This is a genomic window from Mucilaginibacter litoreus (assembly GCF_042676805.1).
In the GTDB taxonomy this organism is placed as follows: Bacteria; Bacteroidota; Bacteroidia; order Sphingobacteriales; family Sphingobacteriaceae; genus Mucilaginibacter; species Mucilaginibacter litoreus.
On record NZ_JBHTHZ010000014.1, the window covers coordinates 176,520 to 201,014 of the forward strand.

26 protein-coding genes, 1 tRNA gene and 1 pseudogene are annotated in these 24,495 nt (G+C 42.0%); 11 read left to right on the forward strand and 17 right to left on the reverse strand.

Features of this window, described 5'->3' with window-relative positions:
• The first annotated feature begins 74 nt into the window (after positions 1-74).
• The 4 genes from recQ to ACFQZX_RS16445 all read left to right on the forward strand — a co-directional run bounded on the left by recQ (position 75) and on the right by ACFQZX_RS16445 (position 5,551).
• Positions 75-2,228 carry a DNA helicase RecQ gene (gene recQ / locus ACFQZX_RS16430; protein ID WP_377117400.1) on the forward strand — a complete coding sequence of 718 codons (2,154 nt, stop codon included), beginning with the start codon at positions 75-77 and terminating at the stop codon, positions 2,226-2,228.
• Between the two features lie 27 nt (positions 2,229-2,255).
• Complete coding sequence (locus ACFQZX_RS16435) at positions 2,256-3,590, forward strand: UDP-N-acetylmuramoyl-tripeptide--D-alanyl-D-alanine ligase (protein ID WP_377117402.1); 1,335 nt, start codon at positions 2,256-2,258, stop codon at positions 3,588-3,590.
• A 214-nt stretch (positions 3,591-3,804) separates the two neighbouring features.
• Positions 3,805-4,521: a zinc metallopeptidase gene (locus tag ACFQZX_RS16440; protein WP_377117404.1), complete on the forward strand. Its 717-nt coding sequence runs from the start codon at positions 3,805-3,807 to the stop codon at positions 4,519-4,521.
• Positions 4,522-4,978: 457 nt separating this feature from the next.
• A complete protein-coding gene (locus ACFQZX_RS16445; RefSeq protein WP_377117406.1) occupies positions 4,979-5,551 on the forward strand; it encodes a hypothetical protein in 573 nt (190 codons plus the stop codon).
• Positions 5,552-5,639: 88 nt separating this feature from the next.
• On the opposite strand, the gene apaG is transcribed toward ACFQZX_RS16445, so the two are convergent.
• Entirely contained in the window at positions 5,640-6,026 is a 387-nt protein-coding gene (gene apaG / locus ACFQZX_RS16450; protein WP_377117408.1) for a Co2+/Mg2+ efflux protein ApaG, read from the reverse strand.
• Between the two features lie 35 nt (positions 6,027-6,061).
• The gene (dusB, locus tag ACFQZX_RS16455) at positions 6,062-7,054 is read right to left on the reverse strand and encodes a tRNA dihydrouridine synthase DusB (RefSeq protein WP_377117410.1); all 993 of its coding nucleotides are present in this window, start codon (positions 7,052-7,054) and stop codon (positions 6,062-6,064) included.
• A 42-nt stretch (positions 7,055-7,096) separates the two neighbouring features.
• Between dusB and ACFQZX_RS16460 the strand changes: the two genes are divergently transcribed.
• The 6 genes and pseudogenes from ACFQZX_RS16460 (at position 7,097) to ACFQZX_RS16485 (ending at position 11,500) form a co-directional block, all read left to right on the forward strand.
• The gene (locus tag ACFQZX_RS16460) at positions 7,097-8,035 is read left to right on the forward strand and encodes a CPBP family intramembrane glutamic endopeptidase (protein WP_377117412.1); all 939 of its coding nucleotides are present in this window, start codon (positions 7,097-7,099) and stop codon (positions 8,033-8,035) included.
• On the forward strand, positions 8,016-8,228 hold the full coding sequence (locus tag ACFQZX_RS16465; RefSeq protein WP_377117414.1) for a hypothetical protein: 213 nt from the start codon (positions 8,016-8,018) through the stop codon (positions 8,226-8,228). The genes ACFQZX_RS16460 and ACFQZX_RS16465 overlap by 20 nt, the downstream gene beginning before the upstream one ends.
• Positions 8,225-9,043, forward strand: a complete 819-nt coding sequence (locus ACFQZX_RS16470; RefSeq protein WP_377117416.1) for a phosphatidate cytidylyltransferase — start codon at positions 8,225-8,227, stop codon at positions 9,041-9,043. The genes ACFQZX_RS16465 and ACFQZX_RS16470 overlap by 4 nt, the downstream gene beginning before the upstream one ends.
• Before the next feature lie 23 nt (positions 9,044-9,066).
• Positions 9,067-9,720: pseudogene (locus ACFQZX_RS16475) on the forward strand (phosphatidylserine decarboxylase family protein); the annotation flags it as partial.
• Between the two features lie 482 nt (positions 9,721-10,202).
• Positions 10,203-10,589 carry a hypothetical protein gene (locus ACFQZX_RS16480; protein WP_377117418.1) on the forward strand — a complete coding sequence of 129 codons (387 nt, stop codon included), beginning with the start codon at positions 10,203-10,205 and terminating at the stop codon, positions 10,587-10,589.
• Between the two features lie 2 nt (positions 10,590-10,591).
• Positions 10,592-11,500: an IS3 family transposase gene (locus tag ACFQZX_RS16485; RefSeq protein WP_377117420.1), complete on the forward strand. Its 909-nt coding sequence runs from the start codon at positions 10,592-10,594 to the stop codon at positions 11,498-11,500.
• A 375-nt stretch (positions 11,501-11,875) separates the two neighbouring features.
• Here ACFQZX_RS16485 and rplS read toward each other — a convergent pair whose 3' ends face one another.
• From rplS to ACFQZX_RS16510, 5 genes are all read right to left on the reverse strand, one after another.
• On the reverse strand, positions 11,876-12,223 hold the full coding sequence (gene rplS / locus ACFQZX_RS16490; protein ID WP_377117422.1) for a 50S ribosomal protein L19: 348 nt from the start codon (positions 12,221-12,223) through the stop codon (positions 11,876-11,878).
• Between the two features lie 189 nt (positions 12,224-12,412).
• Entirely contained in the window at positions 12,413-13,087 is a 675-nt protein-coding gene (gene trmD / locus ACFQZX_RS16495; protein WP_377117424.1) for a tRNA (guanosine(37)-N1)-methyltransferase TrmD, read from the reverse strand.
• Between the two features lie 87 nt (positions 13,088-13,174).
• Positions 13,175-13,558, reverse strand: coding sequence for a VOC family protein (locus tag ACFQZX_RS16500; RefSeq protein ID WP_377117426.1), 384 nt, complete (start codon positions 13,556-13,558; stop codon positions 13,175-13,177).
• A gap of 30 nt (positions 13,559-13,588) precedes the next feature.
• Entirely contained in the window at positions 13,589-14,116 is a 528-nt protein-coding gene (rimM, locus tag ACFQZX_RS16505; RefSeq protein WP_377117428.1) for a ribosome maturation factor RimM, read from the reverse strand.
• A gap of 77 nt (positions 14,117-14,193) precedes the next feature.
• Positions 14,194-14,718 (reverse strand): 30S ribosomal protein S16, encoded by a 525-nt coding sequence (locus ACFQZX_RS16510; protein WP_377117430.1) that lies wholly within the window; start codon positions 14,716-14,718, stop codon positions 14,194-14,196.
• 162 nt (positions 14,719-14,880) lie between these two features.
• Here ACFQZX_RS16510 and ACFQZX_RS16515 point away from each other — a divergent pair.
• A tRNA-Pro gene (locus ACFQZX_RS16515) sits at positions 14,881-14,954 on the forward strand.
• A gap of 63 nt (positions 14,955-15,017) precedes the next feature.
• Here the strand turns inward: ACFQZX_RS16515 and ACFQZX_RS16520 are convergent.
• From ACFQZX_RS16520 to ACFQZX_RS16565, 10 genes are all read right to left on the reverse strand, one after another.
• On the reverse strand, positions 15,018-16,001 hold the full coding sequence (locus ACFQZX_RS16520) for a hypothetical protein (RefSeq protein WP_377117432.1): 984 nt from the start codon (positions 15,999-16,001) through the stop codon (positions 15,018-15,020).
• A gap of 31 nt (positions 16,002-16,032) precedes the next feature.
• On the reverse strand, positions 16,033-16,899 hold the full coding sequence (locus ACFQZX_RS16525; protein WP_377117434.1) for a hypothetical protein: 867 nt from the start codon (positions 16,897-16,899) through the stop codon (positions 16,033-16,035).
• A gap of 130 nt (positions 16,900-17,029) precedes the next feature.
• Positions 17,030-18,247 carry a sensor histidine kinase gene (locus ACFQZX_RS16530; RefSeq protein ID WP_377117436.1) on the reverse strand — a complete coding sequence of 406 codons (1,218 nt, stop codon included), beginning with the start codon at positions 18,245-18,247 and terminating at the stop codon, positions 17,030-17,032.
• Between the two features lie 4 nt (positions 18,248-18,251).
• A complete protein-coding gene (locus ACFQZX_RS16535; RefSeq protein WP_377117438.1) occupies positions 18,252-19,262 on the reverse strand; it encodes an ATP-binding protein in 1,011 nt (336 codons plus the stop codon).
• Positions 19,255-19,677 carry an anti-sigma regulatory factor gene (locus tag ACFQZX_RS16540; protein ID WP_377117440.1) on the reverse strand — a complete coding sequence of 141 codons (423 nt, stop codon included), beginning with the start codon at positions 19,675-19,677 and terminating at the stop codon, positions 19,255-19,257. The genes ACFQZX_RS16535 and ACFQZX_RS16540 overlap by 8 nt, the downstream gene beginning before the upstream one ends.
• Positions 19,649-20,071: an STAS domain-containing protein gene (locus tag ACFQZX_RS16545; protein ID WP_377117442.1), complete on the reverse strand. Its 423-nt coding sequence runs from the start codon at positions 20,069-20,071 to the stop codon at positions 19,649-19,651. The genes ACFQZX_RS16540 and ACFQZX_RS16545 overlap by 29 nt, the downstream gene beginning before the upstream one ends.
• Positions 20,072-20,076: 5 nt before the next feature.
• Positions 20,077-20,922, reverse strand: coding sequence for an STAS domain-containing protein (locus ACFQZX_RS16550; RefSeq protein ID WP_377117444.1), 846 nt, complete (start codon positions 20,920-20,922; stop codon positions 20,077-20,079).
• Between the two features lie 158 nt (positions 20,923-21,080).
• Positions 21,081-23,825, reverse strand: a complete 2,745-nt coding sequence (ligD, locus tag ACFQZX_RS16555) for a DNA ligase D (RefSeq protein ID WP_377117446.1) — start codon at positions 23,823-23,825, stop codon at positions 21,081-21,083.
• Positions 23,826-23,834: 9 nt separating this feature from the next.
• On the reverse strand, positions 23,835-24,014 hold the full coding sequence (locus ACFQZX_RS16560) for a DUF3606 domain-containing protein (RefSeq protein ID WP_377117448.1): 180 nt from the start codon (positions 24,012-24,014) through the stop codon (positions 23,835-23,837).
• Between the two features lie 76 nt (positions 24,015-24,090).
• Positions 24,091-24,483 carry a VOC family protein gene (locus tag ACFQZX_RS16565; protein WP_377117450.1) on the reverse strand — a complete coding sequence of 131 codons (393 nt, stop codon included), beginning with the start codon at positions 24,481-24,483 and terminating at the stop codon, positions 24,091-24,093.
• Positions 24,484-24,495 lie beyond the last annotated feature (12 nt).

Genomic DNA, 24,495 nt, shown 5'->3' on the forward strand with positions numbered 1-24,495 from the left:
GCCTAATCTAAGCATTATTTTTTTGAGGTTGCAGTACTGTGCTTTAATTCAAATCTGCACCTTTGTACTCACAAATGACACCCTTACAAGCGCTACAAAAATACTTTGGCTATACGCAGTTCAGGCATACGCAGCAAGAAATTATTGACCATGTTTTAAGAAAACAGGATGTGATGGCACTGATGCCTACGGGCGGAGGTAAATCATTATGTTACCAACTGCCGGCTGTTTTATTGAACGGGTTAACCATTGTTATTTCGCCATTGATAGCCCTGATGAAAGATCAGGTAGACAGCCTTAACCTGAATGGCATACCGGCCGCTTACCTCAACTCGAGCCAGTCGGCCGAAGAGCAAAAAGACATCGCTATACAACTGCAGAATAACCGGTTGCGCTTACTGTACATAGCGCCAGAAAGGTTGTTTGCCGCTGATAACCGCATGATGGCTTTCCTGAAAACATTGAATGTGGTACAGATTGCTATTGACGAGGCACATTGCATATCGCAATGGGGGCATGATTTCCGGCCGGAATACCTGATGCTTTCCGGTTTAAAGCAACAGTTTCCGGATGTGCCCGTAATTGCCTTAACTGCTACTGCAGATAAGCTTACGCAGAAGGATATTCTTGAAAAACTGAACCTGCACAATCCGGCGATATTTGTTTCGTCGTTCAACAGGGCTAATATCACTTACCGGGTAACGCCAAAAAAGAACAGCTTTAATCAGTTGTTAAAGTTCCTGGGGCAGCGTAAAGATGAATCGGGCATTATTTACTGCCTTTCGCGTAAATCAACCGAAACACTGGCTGCCGACCTTAAAGAAGAAGGCTACGATGCCGAGGCTTATCACGCCGGGTTAAGCAACGAGGTAAAGGCCCGCAACCAGGAGGCTTTTCTGAAAGATGAAATAAAGATCATTGTAGCCACTATTGCCTTTGGTATGGGCATCAATAAATCAAACGTGCGCTATGTAGTGCATATAGACCTGCCAAAAAATATAGAGGGTTATTACCAGGAAACCGGCCGTGCCGGCCGTGATGGGCTGGCATCTGACGCATTGTTACTATTTTCCCCGGGGGATGCCATTAAACTTCGCGGCTTTGCGCAAGTTGATGATAACCCCGGGCAAAGCGCCATTATGCTTAAAAAGCTGGATGATATGGTAAACTATTGCCAGCTGCATGCCTGCCGCCGCCAATATCTGATGCACTACTTTAACGAGCCATTCCCGGACCATTGCGGATCATGTGATTTTTGCCTGAGCGAGTTCACCAAATTTGATGGTACGCTGATAGCTCAAAAAGCGCTATCAGCCGTAGCAAGGCTGAAAGAGAACTTTGGCGGTGGATATATCATCGATTTTCTGCGCGGATCGAGAAGTGAGAAAATATGGGCCGAACATAAGGCGCTTAAAACTTATGGCGCAGGCGCAGACATCAGCAAGGCCGATTGGCAACGGTACCTGCGAGAGCTGACCTCGCAGGGTTACCTGCAGACAGAAGACAATGGCTTCCCGGTGTTAAAGCTGACGGCCAAAAGCGGTGCTGTTTTGAAAGGCGAGCAAAAGGTAGAATTGATCTCTCATGAGGCTATTGAAGAACATGAGCATGAAGCTCCAGCTCATGAAGCGGAACTATTGAACCAGCTACGGCAAAAACGCCAGGAATTTGCCGTTATGGAAAATCTGCCGGCTTACATTATCCTCTCAGACGCTACCCTGCTCGAGATGGCCACCTACCTGCCTCAGAAGATGGATGAACTTAGATTAATATCTGGTTTCGGGGATGTGAAACTGGCCAGGTACGGCCGGGAGTTTTTAACCGTTATCAACAATTACTGTCAGGCCAAAGAGCTGTCATCACGCATTAATCAGAAATCAGCAAAACGGCAACGGAATAGTAAACGTGGCCAAACTTCAGATACCGCAAAAACTACTTTGGATTTGTACAAGGCCGGGCTAACTATTGCTGAAATTGCCACGGAAAGGGCCTTATCGCCCATAACCATAGAGGGCCACTTAACCGGTTTTATCCAAACCGGCCAACTAAATGTATCTGACTTTGTTAACGATGAAAAATTAGCTGTAATAAAGGATGCAGCTGAAAGCTACGGCACCGAACGCCTGGCCCCTTTAAAAGAAGTTTTAGGCGATAATTACAGCTATACAGAAATTAAAGCGGTTGTTGCCTGGATGAACTTCAATCAAAATACTCAAAATCAAAATTAACAAGCTGTTTTATATATTAGCGCTACCATGAAAACTACCATCGAACAACTATACCAACTTTATTTGCAACACCCGGTTATCAGCACCGATACGCGAAAAATTGTACCGGGTAGTATATTCATAGCTTTAAAAGGCGATAAGTTTGATGCCAATACATTTGCAGCCCAGGCTCTTGAAGCAGGAGCCGCTTATGCCGTTGTTGACAATGCCGATTATGCACAGGGAGATAAATTTATATGGGTTGAGGACGGCCTAACAGCCCTGCAGGATCTGGCAAGGTATCACCGCTCGCGATTGACTATCCCGGTTATCGGGTTAACCGGCACCAATGGAAAAACAACCACCAAAGAGCTGATCAACTCGGTGTTATCACAACGCTTTAAAACTCTTGCCACACAAGGCAACCTCAATAACCATATAGGCGTACCGCTAACTATTTTATCTATCAACCACTCGCATGAGATGGCGGTGATAGAGATGGGCGCTAATCATCAAAAAGAAATAGAACTGCTTTGCACTATTGCCCAGCCCACCCATGGCCTTATCACCAATGTTGGCAAGGCCCACTTAGAAGGTTTTGGCGGCGTGGAAGGCGTAAAAAAAGGTAAGGGAGAGTTGTACGATTATCTTGCTAAAACTGATGGCCGTACCGCCTTTATCAACAGCGACGATCCGGTACTGGTGGAAATGCAAAAAGCCCGTGGTATGACCAACGTGATTTATTACGGCAAAAACTTAAATACGGATAACCTGGTTAGCGGTAAGCTGCTGGATAACGCCCCATTTCTTACTTTGAAATGGAACGACCGTAAAAACTTGTCGTACAATGTAAAATCGCAGCTGACAGGCTCTTATAACCTGGATAATATATTGGCGGCTATCTGTATAGGCTCGCATTTTGGCTTAAGCGCCGAGGAAATAGACCATGGCATAGAAAACTATCAGCCTAAGAATAATCGCTCACAGATAATGAAAACCGCGACCAATATTCTTATTTGCGATTTTTACAATGCCAACCCCAGCAGCATGTTTGTAGCCATTGAAAATATGGATAAGGTTAAGGCGCCACGCAAAGTGATGATACTGGGCGATATGTTTGAGATGGGTGCCGAATCGGCAACAGAACACACTGCCGTTATACAAAAAGCAATGAGCGCACAGGTTGATGAGCGCATCTTTATTGGAAAGGATTTTTCCAGTCAGCAATCGGAAGTACAGAATCCTAACCTCATCAATACAACGTTTTACTTAACAGCAGAGGATGCAATTACCGGGCTGAAACAGACCCCCATAACCAATTCTACCATTTTAATAAAAGGCTCGCGCGGAATGGCATTGGAACGGCTGGTTGAGTTGCTATAACAGCAATATCAAACAATCTTTTTTGTTGATTTTCAGCAGATAACTCTATTCACTCAACCGCCCAAGCCGACAGTTTAGCATTCATAAACTGCATTAATGTCATGCGCTTTAACTAAGCGTTATCATTACTGTGCGTTACAGAACAGCATATATGTCTATACCTTGAAGTGGAATGCTTTTTGAATTAGAATTTATACCAAACTATTGAAAAACTATGATGAACCTCTTGTTTATATCATATAACTCTGCCTGGCTGCTCATGATAGGCGTTGCCCTGGTGAGTTTTATTATACAATTCCGTTTCAGGAGTAAGTTTAAAGAGTATGCTGAAATGCCTTTAATGTCGGGGCTTTCCGGTAAAGAAGTAGCCGAACGCATGCTTAAAGACAACGCCATTTATGATGTGCAGGTGGTATCGGTAGAAGGGCAGCTTACAGATCATTATAACCCCGAAACAAAAACAGTTAACCTTAGTCCGGATGTTTACCACAGCCGTAGTGTTGCCGCCGCTGCGGTAGCTGCGCATGAGTGCGGCCATGCCGTTCAGCATGCACGCGCATATACCTGGTTAAACTTCAGGTCGGCAATGGTGCCGGTAGTAAACGTGGCATCTACATTAACCCAATGGACGTTGATGATAGGCATTATGTTGCTGTTTTTTACGCATAACGCATTTGTTTTGGCTATTGGTGTAGGTGCGCTGGCACTGGTTACTTTATTTAGCTTTGTTACGCTACCCGTTGAGTTTGATGCCAGCAACCGCGCGCTGGCCTGGTTAAACAACAACTACAACGTTATGCAAACCCGCGAGGAGCATGAACAAGCTAAGGATGCACTTTGGTGGGCAGCCATGACTTACGTAGTTGCCGCACTTGGATCTTTGGCAACCCTGGTATATTACGCTTCATTCCTGTTTAACCGGCGCGATTAACAAATACATTTTTAGAATATAGAACGCTCCTTACAGGGGCGTTTTTTATTTTGGCTGGTTCCTGTTCTCAGCCACACTAACACAAACCGCTACATAAGTGGTTTGCTAACGCATAAATTTATTAAATACAGACCCAGTTTATGCTATACTATTACAGGAGCGCCTACGGGCATACTCACTTACGTCCCAGCAACAGCTGCCAAGCAAAAAAGGAGCTGCCTGAGGCCTGCCCAATTGCGGCCGCGAAGGACATGATAGCGACGCTACCTTTTGCAAGTTCTGCGGAGCTGCATTGCCATAAAAATTGGGGCATCGTTAAACTATCAGGCATTTTTGACCTCTCACTGATAGTAACCTATCTTACACATGTCCTTAAAACATATACTAATTACCGCTTTTCTTTGCGTTCTGGGTTTAAAAAAGTATCGCCCAGAGTGACTACCTGCTAAACGTCCGCGTGCTTAAAAACCAAACTTATATCTCATCGATATCTTTCACCGGGCAGCACCTTACATTTTATTTTGATAAGGCTGGCCGCTTATTGCTTAAGTATAGCCATACTAATACCAGCGATACCAATTATTATCTTGACGATAATGGACAGGACTCGCGTTATGACTTAAGTGACCCTTACGTTGATTACTATAGTGATGCAGATTACAAGGAATTAAGAGGAAAGTTAAAACGTGTAGGCCCGTTAGAGATAACCTACTACGACCGTTTCGACTGGGATGAACTGAAAGGGAAAGTAAAATCAATCGGCAATGTAAAGTTCACTTATTATGACCGTTTTGACTGGGACGAATTACGGGGCAAAATAAAATCGGTAGGTGATATGAAAATCACTTATTACAACCATTTTGATTGGGATGAATTAAACGGCAAGATCAAAGCCATTGGCAACACCAGCTTTACTTATTACGACCGCTTTGACCCCAACTATAAAATTGGAAGACTGGAAAACATTACAGGAAATACACAAGGCCTGAATATCATCAAGCTTCATGACCCGTTTGACAGGTATGATTAAATAAAAGAATGTGCGGCTTGTATTCTTTGAATGGCACGAGCCGCAAGCTCGCGCGTGCAGGCATTATAACTCTGTTTAATTTGAAGTATTAGTTTAACCTATATGATGCTATTAAATAAAATTCCGGGATTTGTACATTAAAAAGAGAACGATCAACCATTCTTTCCATCTGGTACTCGCCCTTCATGCTGCCCATATCTGTTTTCAAATTACATCCGCTCACATATTCGTGCACGTTTCCTGGCTCAATAATGGGTTGCATGCCTACAACACCTTCGCCTTCCACCTCGCGTTTAGCGCCATTTGAATCAAAAATATACCAGTGACGGCTTAAAAGCCGTACAGCATAATCACCCATGTTTTCAATGGTCACCTTGTAGGCAAACATAAAATGATCGTTCATAGGATTTGAATATTCCGGCTGATAGACGGTTTCAACCGAAACTTTAACACCGTCTGTAATGGTAGTGGCCATAAAATTTTTTGTTAGGTATTACACACGAGCAAATATTAAGCCATTTCAAAAGCGTATTTCCGGTTAACCTGCTCTAAGATATCCAGTATCTCATTCAAAGTACCCGCGGTAACCAGCCTGGTGCGAAACTCTTTAAAATCAGGTGTACCTTTAAAGTAATTGCTATAGTGCCTGCGCATTTCAAAGATACCGGTTTTATCCCCTTTCCATTCCATCGATTTAAGCAAATGCGTTTTGCAAACATCAATCCGCTCGGCAATCGTGGGCTTATCCAGATGCTCGCCCGTAGCAAAATAATGCTTAATTTCCCTGAATATCCATGGGTAACCGATGGCGGCTCGGCCAATCATCATTCCATCCACGCCGTATTCCAGCCGCCAGTTGGCTGCTTTTTCAGGCGAGTCGATATCACCGTTACCAAATATGGGTATCTGTATGCGCGGATTCTTTTTTATATCTCTGATAAGTGTCCAGTCGGCAACGCCCTTGTACATTTGGGCGCGTGTACGGCCATGTATAGTTAATGCCTTAATGCCTACATCCTGCAGGCGCTCGGCCACTTCATAAACGTTTTTAGTATTATCATCCCAGCCAAGGCGGGTTTTAACCGTTACAGGCAGGTGGGTGGCCTCTACAACCGCCTTGGTCATGGCTACCATCTTATCTATGTCCTGCAACAGGCTGGCACCGGCGCCCCGGCAAGCCACCTGTTTTACAGGGCAGCCATAATTAATGTCCATCAGATCGGGGTTAGCCTGTGTGGCTATTTCGGTAGCCTCACGCATGTGCTCAATATCGCTGCCGAATATCTGGATACCTATGGGGCGCTCATACTCAAAAATATCCAGTTTCTGGCGGCTTTTAGCGGCATCGCGTATCAATCCTTCAGATGATATAAACTCTGTATACATCATATCAGCGCCGTTTTGCTTGCACACGTAACGGAAAGGCGGATCGCTCACATCTTCCATCGGGGCCAGCAGCAGCGGAAATTCGCCCAAATCTATACTTCCTATTTTTACAGACATCCTTATATTTAAGCCTGCAAATTTACGCAAAATACCTATAGCATGAAACGCACTGTAAATCAAACTTCTCCGGGGATGCAACTCCTTTACTTTGTAGTGATATTTGCCGGTATATTTATAGTGCTCAATATTTTGGGTATATTACTCGTAGGGCTCATCTATGGGTTTGATCTGATCATGGATATAGCCCGGCTGGATTTTACTAACCCCAAAACCGTTCCGGCCTTATACCTGCTTCAGGTTGTTACCACCACCCTCCCTATCTTTACCGCGCCCATGGTTTTTGGCTATTGGGTTATGCGCGCGCCAGAAGAATACCTGATGATAAGGCACAAGGTGAAACCAATGCTTTTTGTGGTCGCTTTTTTTACTATGCTGGTATCCTCCCCTTTAATAGAGTTATTAGGCAACATTAATCAGCAATTGGTGCTGCCTAAAGCGCTGAGCGGGCTGGAACGCTGGATGAAGCAAAGTGAAGAAAGCGCCCGCCGTGTAACAATGGCCATATTACAAATGCAAACCGTTTGGGATTGCGTTAAAAACGTTTTCCTGATTGGATTTTTAACGGCCGTTGCTGAAGAATTTTTGTTCAGGGGCGGCATGCAATCCATATTTGTTAAATGGACACGTAACAAGCATGCTGCAATATGGATCACAGCAGCCGTTTTCAGCGCATTTCACCTAGAGTTTTACGGCTTTTTGCCCCGGTTGCTATTAGGGGCGCTGTTTGGTTATTTTGTGGCCTACAGCGGTAGCATATGGCCTGCAGTGTGGGGCCACTTTTTAAATAACGGCACGGCTGTTATTGCCACCTATATGTTTCAGCATAAGCATACTAAACTGAATCCGGATGATCAGCATATATTTAATTTTTCGGGCTATATATTTAGCCTGATAATTGTTATAATTTTGCTGGTAGTTTATAAAAAAATAGCGGAGGCCAAACAAGGGCCTGCATTTAATGGAGAAGAACTGGGTTAAGATCTACACATCTTCAAATTTTTATCAGTCGGAAATTATTAAGCAGATGCTCATTGGGCATCAGATTAATGCCGTATTGCTTAACCGCCAGGCATCATCCCACCATAACTTCGGCGAAATTGAGGTATATGTTCACCAGGACAACTTTAGCCATGCTATAGAGATAATGATTTTGAACCAGATTAGTTTATGAAGACACGCGCCATAACAGGCTTCTTTTTTATTATTGTGATGCTTGCCTCTGTTTTGTTGGGCCCAATAGTTTTCGGGGTTTTCTTTCTTGCCTTAAGCCTGCTGTGTTTACATGAGTTTTACGGCCTTAACATTAAAAGCGGCATTTCGGTAAACCGGCGATCGGGCTTTGTTAACGCTATTCTCATCTATGCTTTTTTTGCATTGATAGTTTACCAGCAACAGAGCGCCCACATTGAATATGGCTTTATATTTTTACTGACGCTAAGCATGAGCTCTGTTTTTATCTTCGAGCTTTTTAAAATATCTGTAGCGCCCTTAACCAATATTGCTTACACCATACTGGGTTTGGTTTTTGTAACTGTGCCCTTCACTTTTTTTAATGCGCTGGCTTTTATTGGCCAGGGCTACAACTTTCATATTCCCTTAGCTTTTTTATTAATGCTTTGGGCTAATGATACCGGTGCTTATCTTGTAGGTATGAGCATTGGCCGCCATAAACTTTTTGAACGCCATTCGCCCAAAAAAACCTGGGAAGGTTTTATTGGCGGGGTAGCTATAAGTGCAGGTGTTGGTTTAATAATCAGCAGGTATTATACCGAGTTAAGCTGGAACCACTGGGTAATAATGGCTGTTTTGATAGGCACATTTGGTACTTTGGGAGATCTGGTTGAATCGATGTTCAAGCGCAGCATCAATATCAAAGACTCTGGCGGTATTTTACCGGGCCATGGTGGTTTACTGGATAGGTTTGACGGCTTTTTAATGGCCGCGCCAATAGTTTATACCTATCTGTACTTTATTTTAAATGCTTAGTTTTGTAAAAAATAATATCTGTTATGAAGTTTCATAAAGAAGGATACACCTCTCTTGCCATTTGTATACTATTTATTTTTGTGCTGAACGCACTGATACAATTTTATTTGCCGGATGCACACGTTATTAAGTGGATAGTATACGGGCTTTCGTTATCCATCTTTATAGCCATTGTACAGTTTTTCAGGAGCCCGACATTTGATATCAATATTAATGAAACCCAGGTACTTTGCCCTGCTGATGGCAAAGTTGTTGTGATTGAGGAAACAGAAGAGACCGAATTTTTGAAAGACAGGCGTATTCAACTATCTGTTTTTATGTCGCCGGTCAATGTGCACGTAAACCGTAACCCCATCAGCGGTATCATCAAATATTTTAAATATCACCCGGGCAAATACCTGGTAGCATGGCACCCAAAATCGTCTACCGAGAATGAGCGTACCACCATAGTTACCGAAAACAGCGAGGGCGTACAGGTTTTGTTCCGCCAGATTGCCGGCGCACTTGCCCGCCGTATAGTATGGTATGTAAAAGAAGGCGATGAGGTTGAGCAAGGCCAGCAATTTGGCTTTATTAAGTTTGGCTCAAGGGTAGACCTCTTTTTGCCCCTTGGCACAAAAATAAATGTGGAGCTTAATCAGGTGGTAAAGGGTGGCCGCACCGTATTAGCCGAATTAGTTAGCAGTAATAAACCTTTGCCAGATGAAACGGCCGATGTAATAAACGATACCATAGCCGATTACAACACACCGCTAATTGAAGAGCACGGACAACCAACCCTGATTATTGAGCATGAACAGGTGAGCAGTACCCAAACTTTAGACGAGCCTGCAAGCCCGGCTACCAAGGCAAGAAAACCCAACCCAAGAAAACCTGCTGCCAAACGGATAAAAAAAGACAACAACTAATACCAAGCCCCTTAAGACCATATTATATAATTAATCCCCGTACCTGCTGATGTGGCAGATACGGGGATTAATTTTGAATGAACACTCCTTATAAAATCAGATACTTAAAAATCAAGCGGTTAAGTATTTTAACAATAAATGGTGACACAAGCGAGTCAGTAATAAGTTGCTTATTATCAGTTTATTAACAATGTTCACGAAGTTCATATGTTGTCTCGTCCTGAAATAGGTTGACACAAAAGTCAACATCAATGAGGAAAGAAGAAGAGAAAGTTGCTATAGTTGCAGACTATGTATCGGGTCGTTATACTTACCGATCGCTTCGGGACAAGTATGGCTACAGTGTGGGTTTGATCCACAAATGGGTACATCAAACACAGCAATCAAAGCCAAAGATGAGCAGATCAAAGCCAAAGCCCAAGTTAAGCAGACCGAAGCCGGTGAAGGAGGAACGGGCAGCAGTGTTAAATCCGGATGTTACAGCAGATCCTGAGGTAATGCCATCAGATGTGGCAGCCTTACAGGAAGAACTCCGTAAAGCGCGTTTGCATAATGAGTTACTAACAGCGATGATCGACATTGCCGAAGATGACCTTGGGCTTCCTATCCGAAAAAAGTATGGTGCCGGGCGGTTATAAAAGTGGAACAGAGGAATCCGCGAAGCAGGCGGCATCTCTGTAAACTGCTCGGCTACAGCAGGCAAGCCTGCTATAAACAGATCAAGACCGAAGAAAGGTCTCGTATGGAATCGGGGCTGCTACTGGCAGAGGTCGCCCGTATCCGTGAAGTACAGCCACGGGCGGGCGGGCGTAAACTACTGCATATGCTGCAAAGTTATATCAGGGAACACAAGCTAAAAATAGGGATGGACGCATTCTTTGAGCTGCTGAGAGAGCATGATCTGCTGGTATCGGGCCGCAAGCGGAGGGTACCACGTACCACCGTGTCATCGCATCCTTATTATAAATATGCCAACCTGGTGAAAGGGCTGACACCGGTAGCTCCTAACCAATTGTGGGTTAGCGACATTACTTATATCCGTTTACGGGAGGGCTTTGCTTATTTGAGTTTGGTCACTGATGCCTACAGCCGTAAGATAGTTGGGTTCGAGTTGAGCGACCGACCGTCCGCTAAAGGTTGTTTAACAGCCTTAAAAATGGCTTTAGCGGATAATCCGTCAAGGGACGGGCAACTGATACATCATTCGGACCGTGGCGTACAATATTGCAGCGGAGCCTATACGGGGCTATTGCAAGGGCATCGGATAGCCATCAGCATGACCCAAAGCGGCGACCCGAGAGAGAACGCTTTGGCCGAACGTGTGAATGGTATCCTTAAAGGCGAGTTATTGCAAAAACGATACAAACATCACCGGCAAGCCCGGCCATTGATCAGAGCGGCTATCCGTATCTATAATGACGACCGGCCACACAGCAGTATCAACTTGTTAACACCCACCAGCGCGCATCAGGGAAAAGGCGAACTAAAAAGGCTATGGAAGAGCCGATACAAGCGCGATAAAGAAAAGGAGGCAACGGCGGACAAATAAGTTATTACCCGATCCAGGGCGTCACAAAAAGAAAAAGAAGCAAAAAAGAAAAACGTGTTAAGATGTGGACAACGCTACGCGTTCCCCACATCTTAACACGACAAACAATAACAATAATGCATTTGATCATATCGTTCTTTAGGAACTTTCTTAAACGTATTATTGCAGTAATATAAACTGTCAACTTTTTTCAGGACGAGACATGTGTGTTCGTGAACACCTGTATAACAGTTCCTTTTATATCAAGAGGCAGCCCGCCCCTTAATTTGCGCTTAAGCTAATAAGTATCAAATACCCGCAAAAGCAAAAACCCGCACTAAGAGTGCAGGTTTTGTAGTTATGTGTAAATATACTTTGCCTAAAGGCAAGCGTAAATTAAACTCTTTTTGATTTGATACGAGCAGCTTTACCGGTAAGGCCACGCAGGTAATATAGCTTAGCGCGACGAACTTTACCAACACTGTTCACTTCAATTTTATCAATATTTGGAGAATTGAAAGGGAAGATACGCTCAACACCGATACCGTTAGAAACTTTACGTACGGTGAAAGTTTCGCTGTTACCAACGCTGTTACGCTGTAAAACAACACCCTGGTAAACCTGAACACGCTCTTTGTTACCTTCTCTGATTTTATAATGCACGCTTATAGTATCACCGGCTTTAAAAGCAGGAAATTGATTTTTTACTACTGATTGCTCTTCTACAAATTTTACTAAATCCATGATTTTTAGCCTTTAAAACCGATTTTTAGCCCGTAAAAATCGGAGTGCAATAATACGGAAATTTTATTAATTAAAAAACTCTTGCGAAAAAATTTCAACATTTTATTACAGGTAACCCTCACAGCCACAGTAAAGATACGGACACCTATGCACATTAAGGGTACTAATGTTAATAAATGCGGGCGGCGCTTATTCCAACAGGTCTGGCCTGCGCTGGCGTGTGCGTTCTAAAGCTTGCTCAAAGCGCCACTTTTCTATCTCCGGCGTGTTGCCGCTTAATAAAATATCAGGCACCTTATGCCCGTTCCAATCAGCGGGGCGCGTATAAACGGGTGCATCAAGCATATCATCCTGAAAGGAATCTGACAAAGCCGAAGTTTCATCAGACAGTACTCCCGGTATCAGCCGCACCACGGCATCCACCAAAACCGCCGCAGGCAACTCCCCTCCAGACAGCACATAGTCGCCTATTGATATTTCGCGGGTGACATAAATATCGCGTATACGCTGGTCTATACCTTTATAATGCCCGCAAAGTATAATAATGTTCTTTTTTACAGATAATTGGTTAGCGATTCCCTGGTTAAGCGTTTCGCCATCAGGTGTCATAAATATGATTTCGTCGTATTTCCGTTCGCTTTTTAGCTTTTCAATGCAATTGGCAAAAGGCTCTATATTCATTACCATACCGCTGCCGCCGCCATAAGGATAATCGTCAACGCTTTTATGTTTTACTGTAGAATAATCGCGCAGATTATGCACCACAATTTCGCTGATACCTTTTTTTTGAGCACGTTGTAAAATAGAATGGGCAAAAGGGCTTTCCAGCAATCCCGGCAAAACGGTAATAATATCAAAACGCATGGGCGAATTTAGTGATTAGTGATTGGAGAATAGAGTTTAGTTTTCATCTATTCGGAACTCTGTCTTGACTCTTGACTCTAATGTCTTCTATATCTTCTGCTGTATTTGCCAGTGGTGGCCAAAAATGTCGATTACTTTTGCCTGGCGGTAACCATAATCGTAATCCTGGGGTGGTGAATGCACTCGCGCGCCAGCGGTTTCGGCCTGGGTAACTATAGTATCTACATCTTCAACAAACATCCCCACAATAACTGTTGTAGCACCAGCCTTTTCAGGGCTCACAGCATCTGATGCCCATTCTTCATGCAGATGGAATAATGCACCACCAATGGAGAATTCCACTACATGGATAGAGCCGTCATGGTTAGTAAAGCGCCGCACTTCTTTTGCGCCAAAAGCATGTGTATAGAAGCTTACGTCTGTTATACCATGTGGTATAACCAGCTCAGGTGCAAAGCTCACTGTTGGCATGATGATGTTTTTAAAATATTTATTATATCATTAACCTTCAAGGTAAATATCCAACAAACCTTCCGGTAAATCAAGATAAAGTTCTTCACCTTCCACATCAATACCCTTTATTACCTCTACATTCAAAGGGAACATCACCTCTTTATTATTATAGTAAAGAGTTGCTATCAATTGCTGCGGATATTCAATTACATCATCTATTATACCTAACTCTCCATGTTTCTCATCAACAGCTAAAAAACCTTTTAAATCTTTTAAGGTAAATTCTTCCTTCTTTTTTTTAGGTTTTAGCTTGTTGGGCAGGTAAATATCCTTTTTAGCTAATGCAGATGCTTTTTCAACTGAATCGACATCCTCCAGGTTAAGATAAGCCTGGTTATTTTGCAGATACTTAATTGAACTGACAAAATAAGGCACCAGCTTGCCGCTTACTTCTATAAATATCGAGTTGAATTTAATGCGTTCGATATCATCATAATCAACATACATAACCATTTCTCCTTTTAGTCCCTTGGCTTTAAGTATGCTTCCTATCCTGAAATGTTCTTCGGTTTTCATGCTTCTAATCTCTTTAAATAAGAATGGCGAAGAACCTGAGGGTACCTTCGCCATTTAAATCAATAAGCTGTATATAATTATTCAGCGCTTTCTGCCGGTGCTTCAGCTGCTGCTTCATCAGCAGGTGCTTCTTCCTCGGCAGGAGGAGTATTTTTAGCTGCAATAGCTGCAGCTTTTTCTTCTTTCTTTTTAGCTTCTGCGGCTAAAGCGGCTTTACGTGCTTCATCTTTTGCAGATGCCAGGTTTGATTTTTTACCCGTGATTTTACCTTCTTTCTGATCTAACCATGCAGCAAATTTTTCATCTGCCTGCTCTTGCGTTAAAGCGCCTTTAGTAACACCACCCTGCAAGTGCTTTTTGTATAATACACCTTTGTAAGATAGTATTGCACGGCAGGTATCGGTTGGTTGCGCACCATTGTTTACCCACTCAAAAGTTTTATCAAAGTTGATATCTATTGTAGCCGGGTTGGTGTTTGGGTTGTATGAACCAATACGCTCAATAAACCTTCCGTCCCTTGGTGCACGGGCATCTGCTACTACGATGTAATAAAAAGGTTTGCCCTTTTTACCGTGTCTTTGCAATCTGATTTTAGTTGCCATTCTTTGCTTGTTATGTATTCAACATTATCCCCGGAGTTCTTTCTGCGGGGATGCAAAGGTAATTATTTTATTAACAAGTTAAAAGCTAAATAATTAAATAACACTCAATGTATCTTATACATATTTTGAGTTGAAAACTATCTTTTTATATTTGTGCCTGCTCGGGATGTAGCGTAGCCCGGTATCGCGCCAGCATGGGGTGCTGGAGGTCGTAGGTTCAAATCCTGCCATCCCGACAAAAAAGCATATTCAATTGGTTTAACAACCAATTGAATATGCTTTCACTTTAATACCCCTTGTTAAAATGTTTTAACTATAGGCGTGGTATTCCATGCGCTATCAGCTTTAGGTGTAAATACAGAATTATTATTTGTTCCCGCGCCTCCAAATAAATTCCCGGTAAGCAGCGTCTTTTGTGTTGATGAAATTTGTACCTTAGAAATAGTCTTTTCTGACATTATACTATTGTTAGTATCATAGCAACTTATCCTAATTGTTGATAAGTTAATATTCCCCGGCAAAGGAATGCTGAGTTTATAGTTTTTTGTTCCTTTAACGGCATCGGAAAGTGTCACAGAATAGTTCCTTTTAATAAAGTCGTCATCAATGTCATATAAAAATTTCGATTGATTTACAGACCAGTACAAGGGCACAGTATTTAAGTAAATACTTATTTTCTTTGCATTAGCCGGAATTTCATCTTCAATATTAATCTCTAATAATCCTGATATGCGGTCAAGCACCAAATTTTGCGCTATATCGTCATTACCAACTTCTAATGTCAGCTTTTTGAAGTAGGTTTCATAAAAAACGCTTGTGCTTGGATGGTCATACCCCTTATATTCATAACTAAAATTATCAGTTGCTAAGTCCTTAACATTAAATATCGGCGCGATATACCCTGGATTATTTTCATTGTAATCTGGTGTTCCGTAGGTGGTAGCTGCAATGATAACCACAGTGTATTTTCCCTGACTCAAACTGTCCGTAATCGTTCCAAACCCGCTTGTGCCTTCAATTTGATTTATATTTCTTACAGGCTTCCCTAATTGATTATAAACTATATAACGCAAGGTTTTAAATGTAGTTATGCTTGTATCAGAAGAAAAAATCGGTGTAAATTTATTTGACTGTAGTGCATTTGTCTTCAATTTACTTTGTTGAAAGTTATTTATTCCAAATGTTATTTTATACATTTTCCCGGTGTTCATTTCCGTGTTATTATTCTTTTTACACGCAGTTAATGTAAACCCAAGCAAGAGAAAGTAAAGAAATCTTTTCATAATATAGTCACTTACTTTAATAAATAATGGATCAGAAATGTATTACATTTGGATCGGTGCCCCATTCAGGAAAGGTTATGTGAATACCGGTTTGTGCATTTTCAAATAACTTGCCGGATAATAAAGTAACAGTATTTTTTTGGCAGCTAACATCATTCACCACTGCATAATGTAATGTTTTACCACTTGCATCATACGCGTAAATATTTACCTTAAACGGCTCAAAAGTATTAGCTATATACGTTGTAATAGTTACATTTTGGTTCCCTTTTAAAGAATCGGGGATTGACTTTGTTATGGTTAATGTATTAGACTTTTGATTAATCCCTCCAGCAGGTAAAGAAAATGAAACATCACCAACCACTTCCATTTTTAGTGATGCAACAGTTGTTGGTATAGCATCAAGTATCTTTAATTGTAATTTACCTACAACTCGCTCAAGCACAATATCTTTATTGATAGCGTGATCTGTTACAGTTATAGGTATCTGTTTGAAAAAAGAATCATAACCGTTTGGATAAAAGTATCCTTCAGAAGCTTTAATAACTCCCCCTTTAGCTGCGATGATAACTATATTGTATTTACCAGGAGCAAATGTATCGCTTATTCTACCATAGTTACTTGAAGCACTGTCTTGTTTCAATGTGGTGATAAGCTTACCGGCAGAATCATAAACCTGATAAACAAGATGGTCTGTGAAACCTGTGATACTTGTATTACTATTAGTTTTTAAATTGCTGTTAAGGCTTTTTGTGCTTTCAGATTCCTGCAAAACATTGAAAGTTACACCAAAGGTTTTAGTATTATCTGAAGGCTCGTCATCAGGTAAAGGGTTATGACTTTTAGTACATGAAAAAAGGATTAGCCCAAATACAGCAATAAATTTATATGCTTTCATATCTGTAGTTAAGTATTTCTAATTAGCAATATAAATTAATTCAGAGACGTTTAATCATCACAAAATTTGCTTTTCGGTTCACAAGTGATAATAAATTAATAACTGTAGTAAATATGTATTATAATTTAACCTACAAAGCGTTAGCAACTTCTAACAGATTTTGCTGTAAAGGCAGAGTAAATGAAAATACAGATCCTTTCCCCTCCTCGCTTTTTACATCGATAGAGCCACCATGATCACCAATGATCTTTGAAGCTACATACAAGCCCATACCTAAACCACTGTATTTTTTAGCAACCTTTTCGCTTCTGAAAAACTTGTTAAATATCTTACTTATCGTTTCTTCAGACATACCTATGCCCTCATCGGTAACCGTTAAGATAAATTCATTGTTTTTTACTGCACTTGTTACAGTTATTTTGCTGTTGGGCGATGAGTACTTAGCGGCATTAGTTACCAGGTTGTTCAATACCTGCTCTATTCGTATAAGATCCACATTTAAACTACAGTCATCCCCAAGCTCTATTTCCATTTGATGAGCCGGTATCAACTCCCTGACATTTTCTAATGAAGCAGAAAAAAACGCGTTAGCGTTAACCGCTTCTTTATTATAATTAATTATTCCCTGCTCAATCTTTGAGATATCAAGCAGTTGATTGATCAATGCAACCAATTTGGCCGACTGCTGATCAATTTTTTTCAAACGTCTTGTTAAAGCTTCATCAGTCCCTTTATCCATTTTCAGGGAAATCTGAGTAAAGGAGCGAAGGATGGTTAATGGCGAGTTAAGCTCGTGGCTTGCTACTGATAAAAATTCAACCTTTTGCTCATTCAGTAATTCTGCCTGGGTCAGGGCCTCTTCGCTCCGCTGATTTAGCTGCTGCAGTTCGGCATTTCGTAACTTTACCTCTTCGTAAGCGCTTATTGGCCCTTCCTTTTCCAATTGAAGTTTGATTACACTTACTTTTCTTGAATCGATTTTTTTTGCCCGCGGAATAGCCAGTTTTAGTGCAACCTTAAGCTGATTGTCTGCTATATCAGTTTCAAGTACAGGTACCAATTTGCGGGCGTACTCGAAACCTGCATTCCTACGGTCAAAATCGCCTTCTGTCGCACCTCTTATATTAGCACAGATAGAAAATCGGTCGTCTTCTTTTGACACACAAACACTGGCGGTCCCTTCATACGCCTTATCTATAACTTCTCTGCAAACTTCAGATACAGCTGTGGCGAATGAGGTTTGTGTTGATTTACTAAGCCCTAACAGATCTGCCACCCGGATGGATTTCTTATACGCTAATATAAGGTCCATTTCGTTTTCAAGTGTGATAAGTGCTAATTCGGTCATGATTTCACAATTTAACAATAATTACACTCATATCATCTGTTAGCCGGCCATACTCTTTATAAATAACAGCAGCCTGCATTGTCAGATCATATCTGAGTATACCGGGATACTTGTTTAATTCCCATCTTGAGCGTATACCATCTGAACACAAAATGACCTGGCCATAATCCTGAAAACTCAGCAACTGATCATTCATTGTATTTGGAATGTTATGCCCAATAATGCCATTATAGGATAAATGATTTTTATATTGACCTATACCGGCAAACTTAGTAGCTATATTGCCCACACCGGCAATTTGATAGGTTTTACTTTCAAAATCGAAAACTACAATAGTTGCAACCAACCCGCGCGTTTTACGAACTGCAGCGTGCAAATATCTTATGATTTCTGTAGGCGAATTGTCTGTACAGCTCTTAAAAGCCCTTACAGCTTCGTTTACAGCATGATTTGCCTCGGGGCCATGCCCTAAACCATCTGCAACAATAAGTTTTGCTAATTTACCTGCTGATTTTAAGTAATAGCCGTCGCCACTCACGGTTTCTGGTGGTTTGGCAATTACAACGGCGCCTATATCTATTGGTTTTCTTTTTAAAAGCTTATCTGGCCTGATCTTATAAATGCGGCTTACTAATATTGTTCCCCACCCTTTTAACGAATATATCTCAAAAAAATCTGAAAGTCTTTTTATACTTCCCAACCCGTGCCCAATGGTACTGGTGCTTGAGAATCCGTCAGTAAGCATTTTTGCAGGGTCGGCCATACCAGGGCCATTATCCAGGCTGATCAGCTCGATATACTCAGCCTCGGTAGTTTTAAAATGGCCTACAAGTATTTCACCGTCTTTTGCGTATTTGTGCAGGTTAGATGTCATTTCTGCCAAAACTATATCCATTTCGGCTATGCGTTTTTCGCTAAAATCTGCAGCAAGGGCCATATTATGCGCCTCTCTTTTAACTATAGCGTAGTAACTCCGGTCAGAGGCTATAAATCGTCGGTGTGTAGCATCAACCATTGGCCCATTTTAATATCGTTACACGGGTACCCTTTCCTACCTCGCTTTTCAAATCAAACTCATTAACCAGCCTTTTTGTACCGGGTAAACCCAGGCCAAGGCTTTTACCTGTAGAGTAACCGTCTTTTAACGCCAATGCAATATCCGGTATACCTGGGCCTTCATCTTTAAAGGTAAGCCTTATCCCGTTTTCGCGCCCACGACTAACCACTTCAATAATCACTTCACCACCGTTAGCATATCGAAGCATATTACGTACCAGTTCGCTTGCTGCGGTAATAAGCTTGGTTTGGTTAACCAGCCCCATTTTAATTTTTACAGCATACTCCTTTACGCGATTACGAAAGACCACAACATCCTGCTCTCGCGAAACAGGCATCAGATCCTTATTCAATGAAATTGTTGTTGTAACCATTTTCAGGATCTATTTCTTCGTCTTCATCCTCATGGTCCGACTGTATCTTTAATCGCAACAGATCCATCCCTTTTTCGACATTTAAGGCTGTATATACCCCTTTTAATGGCAACCCTAATTCTACCAGTGTTATAGCGACCGCGGGCTGCATACCAACCACAACTGTCTCGGCATCCAAAAGTTTTGACATTACACCAATGTTGCCAATGATGCGGCCCATAAATGAGTCGACAATGCTTACTGCTGAAATATCAATCAGTATGCCTTTAGCGCCGGTGGTACTAACGGTTTTTACCAGGTCTGCTTCAAGGTCAAGCGCAAGCCTGTCGTACAAATCTACCTGAATGGTAACAAGCAGAAATTGCCCCATTCGCAAAATTGGTATTCTATCCATCTGCCTTAAATGATATTAGATTGCCTTGGCAAGGCTTTTTTTACTTCTAATCTGAGTGTTTTAAATGCGTAAACCAATGCGCTTGCAAGGCTTGCTTTTGTTACAATGGTTGATAAATCTATTCCCAGGTGAACGATAGTTTGAGCAATTTCTGGCCTGATACCACTTATTATACATTCCGCACCCATTAAACGGGTAGCGCTTACTGTTTTTAATAAGTGCTGCGCCACAAGCGAATCTACCGTAGGTACGCCTGAAATATCAAGGATGGCAACACTACTGCCCGACGCTACAATTTCGGTTAGTAAACTTTCCATTACTACTTGTGTACGGGCACTGTCTAAAGTACCGATAATTGGCAATGCCAAAATCCCGTCCCAAACACGTATCACCGGTGTAGAGATTTCAGAGATCTCATCGGTTTGCCGCAATATTACTTCCTCGCGGCCCTTTATAAAGGTTTCAAAAGTAGTAATTGCAAAGCTATCAAACAGCTTACTTACCTGTATGGTTGCTGTAATCAGCTCTTTAGGGTCGGCAACTTCCTCCTGAAGTACTTGGAGCAACGCCTGCTTAAGGCCCAGGATAAACAGCCCGGTTTCTCGGGGGCTATAGCCCTGCCTTGCCCTTGAAATAGATATTCCGCTAAGTATTTCAAGCACATGATCAAAATCAGGTGAGTCGGCGTTGTCAATATTTTGTTCGTTCGCTGCGTTAACAAAAGCGGTCACCAATTCGTCAGACTCAATGCGTAAATCCTCATTACTCATTAAATCTTCTCTCAGACTTTCATCTGCAGTTTGATTTGTTATCCATCTTTCTAAGATGGCAGTCTGATTTTTTTTAAACATTTTTGTGATTGCTAAAGGCATTGTTTAAGTGTGAATAAGTCAGTGTAAGTGTACAATATTTTTTTGAATAAAAAGGCGGGGTTTTTATATAAAAAAACTTTTCCATTATTAGCTGTAAGAGGCTAATTATGGATTTTTTACAATTTAAAACAGCTTATTCAAAAAACAGACTTAGCTTTTTTGATTGTTTTTTCCAGATCAATGCCTTTTCCTAATACCTCTTTGAACAGGTCGCCCTCTCTTTTTAACCTTGCTACAGAGTTGCTAATGGTAAAGTGTTTCATAGTAAGGCCCGGCTTTACTTCGTCCCAATGCAGCGGCATTGATACTGTTGCCCCAGGTTTTGGTCTTAATGAATATGGGCCTGCAATGGTTGCGCCGGGGCGGTTCTGCAAAAAGTCGAGGTACATTTTGCCCCCCCTGTTTTTTACCATACGCTCCAGTGAGGTGTATTCCGGTATTTGCTGATGCACAATATTTACTATTAAACGCGCAAACATCTGCGATTGGTCGTAAGTGTACTTTGCATTAAGGGGAATATATATATGCATACCGGTTGAGCCGGATGTTTTACAGTAGGCAGGTACATCAATAGCATCCAATACCTTTTTAACCTCTTGTGCGGCAGTAATAACCTGGTCGAAAGTATTTTTATCTGGGTCGAGATCTATCACGCAGTAATCCGGGTTGTCGGGCGATTGTATACGGCTGAACCATGGGTTCATTTCAATACAGCCAAGCGAAGACATCCATAACAATGTAGCCTCATCATGCCCTACTAAATACTCTTTATGCTCCCCATCACTTGTGGTATAAGGGAAAGTGCGTACCCAATCCGGCGACTTACCCTTTACATCCTTCTGATAAAAACTTTGTCCATGTATACCATTAGGGAAACGGTTAAGCGATTGTGGCCGGTCTTTTAAGTATGGTAATATATATTCAGCTACCTGGTAATAGTAGTTAAACATATCACGTTTGGTGATATCATCTTCTGGCCAGTATACTTTACTTAGATGAGTAAACTTAAGGTCGTGCCCGCATATTTTTTTTACCTGGGTTTCTTCTTTAGGGTTAAGCAATGTGCGTTTAACAGCTTCTTTAGGCGCTTGTACCAAATGGTGTTTCTCTGCCGGAATACTTTTCTCTTCACTACTATCCTCCTCGACTATATCAGTTGTATCCTCTTCTGTTTCGCGCACCACATCTTTAGCTTTTTTATCTACGCGCATGCCTTGAAAAGAAGGATGACGAAAAACCCCATCACTGGTTACCTCGGCAAAGCTTACCTCGCAAACCAGTTCGGGCTTTAACCAGGTAGCTTTAGCTTTAGGTGGATTTGGCCTGAAACGTGAAGGTTTATTAACATCCGGCTCGTAACCAAAAGGGCTTTTATCTGTTATCAGTGGCTTAAACATGCCCATCATTTCCTTTTGTAATTTATCAGAAAAGCCGGTGCCTACTTTGCCTACGTATTGAAAATTATCACCTTCATACACGCCCAGTAATAACGAGCTGAACTGTTTGGCCGTACCTTCGTTTTTAGTAAACCCGCCAATAACTACCTCCTGGCGCTTGTTTATCTTGATCTTCAGCCAGTCTTTCGAACGGTTATCCGGAATGTAGGTACTGCTCCCCCGCTTAGCCATTATACCTTCAAGGCCAATTTTGGATGCAGCTTCAAAAAACTCAATGCCGTTTGCTTTGAATGTCTGGCTAAGGCGTATACGGTCGTCATCTGTAGGTACCACTTCCCGCATAATAGCTTCACGCTCGGTAAGCGGCAAGTCCATCAGGTTCTTTCCCTCATACCACAGTATGTCGAATATGTAATAAACCAGTTCGCCATCTGCTTCGCTACGCCAGTTTTGCAATGCCCCAAAGTTGGACACGCCTTTATCATTCAACACCAAGATCTCACCGTCAACCACAACATTTATTTTCCAGTCCTGCAGCAAGGTAGTCAGCGGGTAGTATTTTTCATTAAAGCTTTTGTTATTGCGCGACAGTAATTGCACCTCGCCTTTATTTACAAAACCTAAAGCCCGATAACCGTCCCATTTCACCTCATATACCCAATCCGGATCATCAAACGGCTCATTCACTAAGGTCGCGAGCATAGGCTTCATGCCCGTAGGAATAGCTCCTTTAGGCGCCTTTTTCAGCAAGCCCGTTACATCCACTTTCTCCTGCGATGGCTCTTCTGCCATTTCGGCTACAGCATCATCGGCCCTTTTAGTTTGCTTTTTTTTTGTTGATTTAGTTTTTTTAGGCTTCTCTGGTTCAATATCCTTTTCACCGTCGGCAGTCCAAACCTTTTCGCTTGTTTTTTCCATCGCTTCGATGGTTTTACCTGAAAGTACGGACTTATCCTTTTTAGTAACGTCTTTTTCAGAGGCAAATTCGTCCTTATGCTTAATAAGCAGCCAGCCGTTATCGCCCATGCCGCTTGTCTTTACAAGGGCATATTCCCCCTCCAGCTTTTCGCCATGCAGTTTTATTTTTAATGAGCCTGCTTTAAGCTGTTTCAACAAATGCTTTTCCTGAGCTTTTTTACCGCCCTTTATTTCTTCAATAGGTTCATACGTTCCTTCGTCCCATACTATTACGGTACCACCCCCATATTGCCCTTTAGGTATTATACCCTCAAAGCTCCGGTAATCAAACGGGTGGTCTTCAACCATCATGGCAAGGCGCTTATTTTTCGGGTCGGTTGAGGGGCCTTTAGGTACAGCCCAGCTTTTTAATACGCCGTCCATCTCCAGCCGGAAGTCATAGTGCAGGCGGGATGCATCATGCTTTTGCACAACAAACATCAGCTTGTCCTTATCTTTACTTCTTCCGGCTTTAGGCTCAGAGGTTTTACTAAAATCCCTCTTTTCGACGTATTTTTCCAAGCTCATAGCTGCAGATTATTTGTGTTTGTTAAGGTATTCTTCAACATCATTAACCTGTGTGCCTACTTCCTCTACAGCGTCTTTTAACTCCTGGCGACTAATTCCAAATTTATCGCTCCAGTACCTTAATTCGTACTGTTCATGTATGTTTATTCTGTCCCGGTCCGGGCTGCCTATATATTGTGTGTTATCCATAATTATAAGTTTTGGCTTACTTATAAACATTGGTTCATGCACAATGGTTTTCAATTACATCAATCGGTACAAAACATTATCGGGAGGCTTCCCGCAGAACAGATAAAATATTCCCTGCCGGATCTGTAAACCATGCAATATCGGGGCCTCCGTTGCCACGGGCTATATTATCGGCATCGGTTTTAAGATATTCGCTATCGTAACTTTCAAACCGTACACCCCTGCTTTTAAGGTCTTTTACTGCAGCCACTACATCGGGCACTATAAAATTTAAAACTGTAAAGGTGGCCGGCTCATGATTGGGTTTAGGGTATATGATAACCTCGCTACCATTGATGTGCAAGGTTAAATTTCCGCCCATATCCTCATTTCGGGTTACCTGCAAGCCGAGTGTTTCTTGATAAAATTGCTGCGCCTTCTCAGTATTATCAACCGAAAAGCTGCTAAATGTTTTTGAGTTTGCTAACATGGTGTTTAACTT

Coding starts and splice junctions, on each gene's coding strand:
- recQ (WP_377117400.1), top strand. CDS start 75: ATGACACCCTTACAAGCGCTACAAAAATACTTTGGCTATACGCAGTTC.
- ACFQZX_RS16435 (WP_377117402.1), top strand. CDS start 2,256: ATGAAAACTACCATCGAACAACTATACCAACTTTATTTGCAACACCCG.
- ACFQZX_RS16440 (WP_377117404.1), top strand. CDS start 3,805: ATGATGAACCTCTTGTTTATATCATATAACTCTGCCTGGCTGCTCATG.
- apaG (WP_377117408.1), bottom strand. CDS start 6,026: ATGGCCACTACCATTACAGACGGTGTTAAAGTTTCGGTTGAAACCGTC.
- dusB (WP_377117410.1), bottom strand. CDS start 7,054: ATGTCTGTAAAAATAGGAAGTATAGATTTGGGCGAATTTCCGCTGCTG.
- ACFQZX_RS16460 (WP_377117412.1), top strand. CDS start 7,097: ATGAAACGCACTGTAAATCAAACTTCTCCGGGGATGCAACTCCTTTAC.
- ACFQZX_RS16465 (WP_377117414.1), top strand. CDS start 8,016: ATGGAGAAGAACTGGGTTAAGATCTACACATCTTCAAATTTTTATCAG.
- ACFQZX_RS16470 (WP_377117416.1), top strand. CDS start 8,225: ATGAAGACACGCGCCATAACAGGCTTCTTTTTTATTATTGTGATGCTT.
- ACFQZX_RS16480 (WP_377117418.1), top strand. CDS start 10,203: ATGAGGAAAGAAGAAGAGAAAGTTGCTATAGTTGCAGACTATGTATCG.
- rplS (WP_377117422.1), bottom strand. CDS start 12,223: ATGGATTTAGTAAAATTTGTAGAAGAGCAATCAGTAGTAAAAAATCAA.
- trmD (WP_377117424.1), bottom strand. CDS start 13,087: ATGCGTTTTGATATTATTACCGTTTTGCCGGGATTGCTGGAAAGCCCT.
- ACFQZX_RS16500 (WP_377117426.1), bottom strand. CDS start 13,558: ATGCCAACAGTGAGCTTTGCACCTGAGCTGGTTATACCACATGGTATA.
- rimM (WP_377117428.1), bottom strand. CDS start 14,116: ATGAAAACCGAAGAACATTTCAGGATAGGAAGCATACTTAAAGCCAAG.
- ACFQZX_RS16510 (WP_377117430.1), bottom strand. CDS start 14,718: ATGGCAACTAAAATCAGATTGCAAAGACACGGTAAAAAGGGCAAACCT.
- ACFQZX_RS16520 (WP_377117432.1), bottom strand. CDS start 16,001: ATGAAAAGATTTCTTTACTTTCTCTTGCTTGGGTTTACATTAACTGCG.
- ACFQZX_RS16525 (WP_377117434.1), bottom strand. CDS start 16,899: ATGAAAGCATATAAATTTATTGCTGTATTTGGGCTAATCCTTTTTTCA.
- ACFQZX_RS16530 (WP_377117436.1), bottom strand. CDS start 18,247: ATGACCGAATTAGCACTTATCACACTTGAAAACGAAATGGACCTTATA.
- ACFQZX_RS16535 (WP_377117438.1), bottom strand. CDS start 19,262: ATGGTTGATGCTACACACCGACGATTTATAGCCTCTGACCGGAGTTAC.
- ACFQZX_RS16540 (WP_377117440.1), bottom strand. CDS start 19,677: ATGGTTACAACAACAATTTCATTGAATAAGGATCTGATGCCTGTTTCG.
- ACFQZX_RS16545 (WP_377117442.1), bottom strand. CDS start 20,071: ATGGATAGAATACCAATTTTGCGAATGGGGCAATTTCTGCTTGTTACC.
- ACFQZX_RS16550 (WP_377117444.1), bottom strand. CDS start 20,922: ATGTTTAAAAAAAATCAGACTGCCATCTTAGAAAGATGGATAACAAAT.
- ligD (WP_377117446.1), bottom strand. CDS start 23,825: ATGAGCTTGGAAAAATACGTCGAAAAGAGGGATTTTAGTAAAACCTCT.
- ACFQZX_RS16560 (WP_377117448.1), bottom strand. CDS start 24,014: ATGGATAACACACAATATATAGGCAGCCCGGACCGGGACAGAATAAAC.
- ACFQZX_RS16565 (WP_377117450.1), bottom strand. CDS start 24,483: ATGTTAGCAAACTCAAAAACATTTAGCAGCTTTTCGGTTGATAATACT.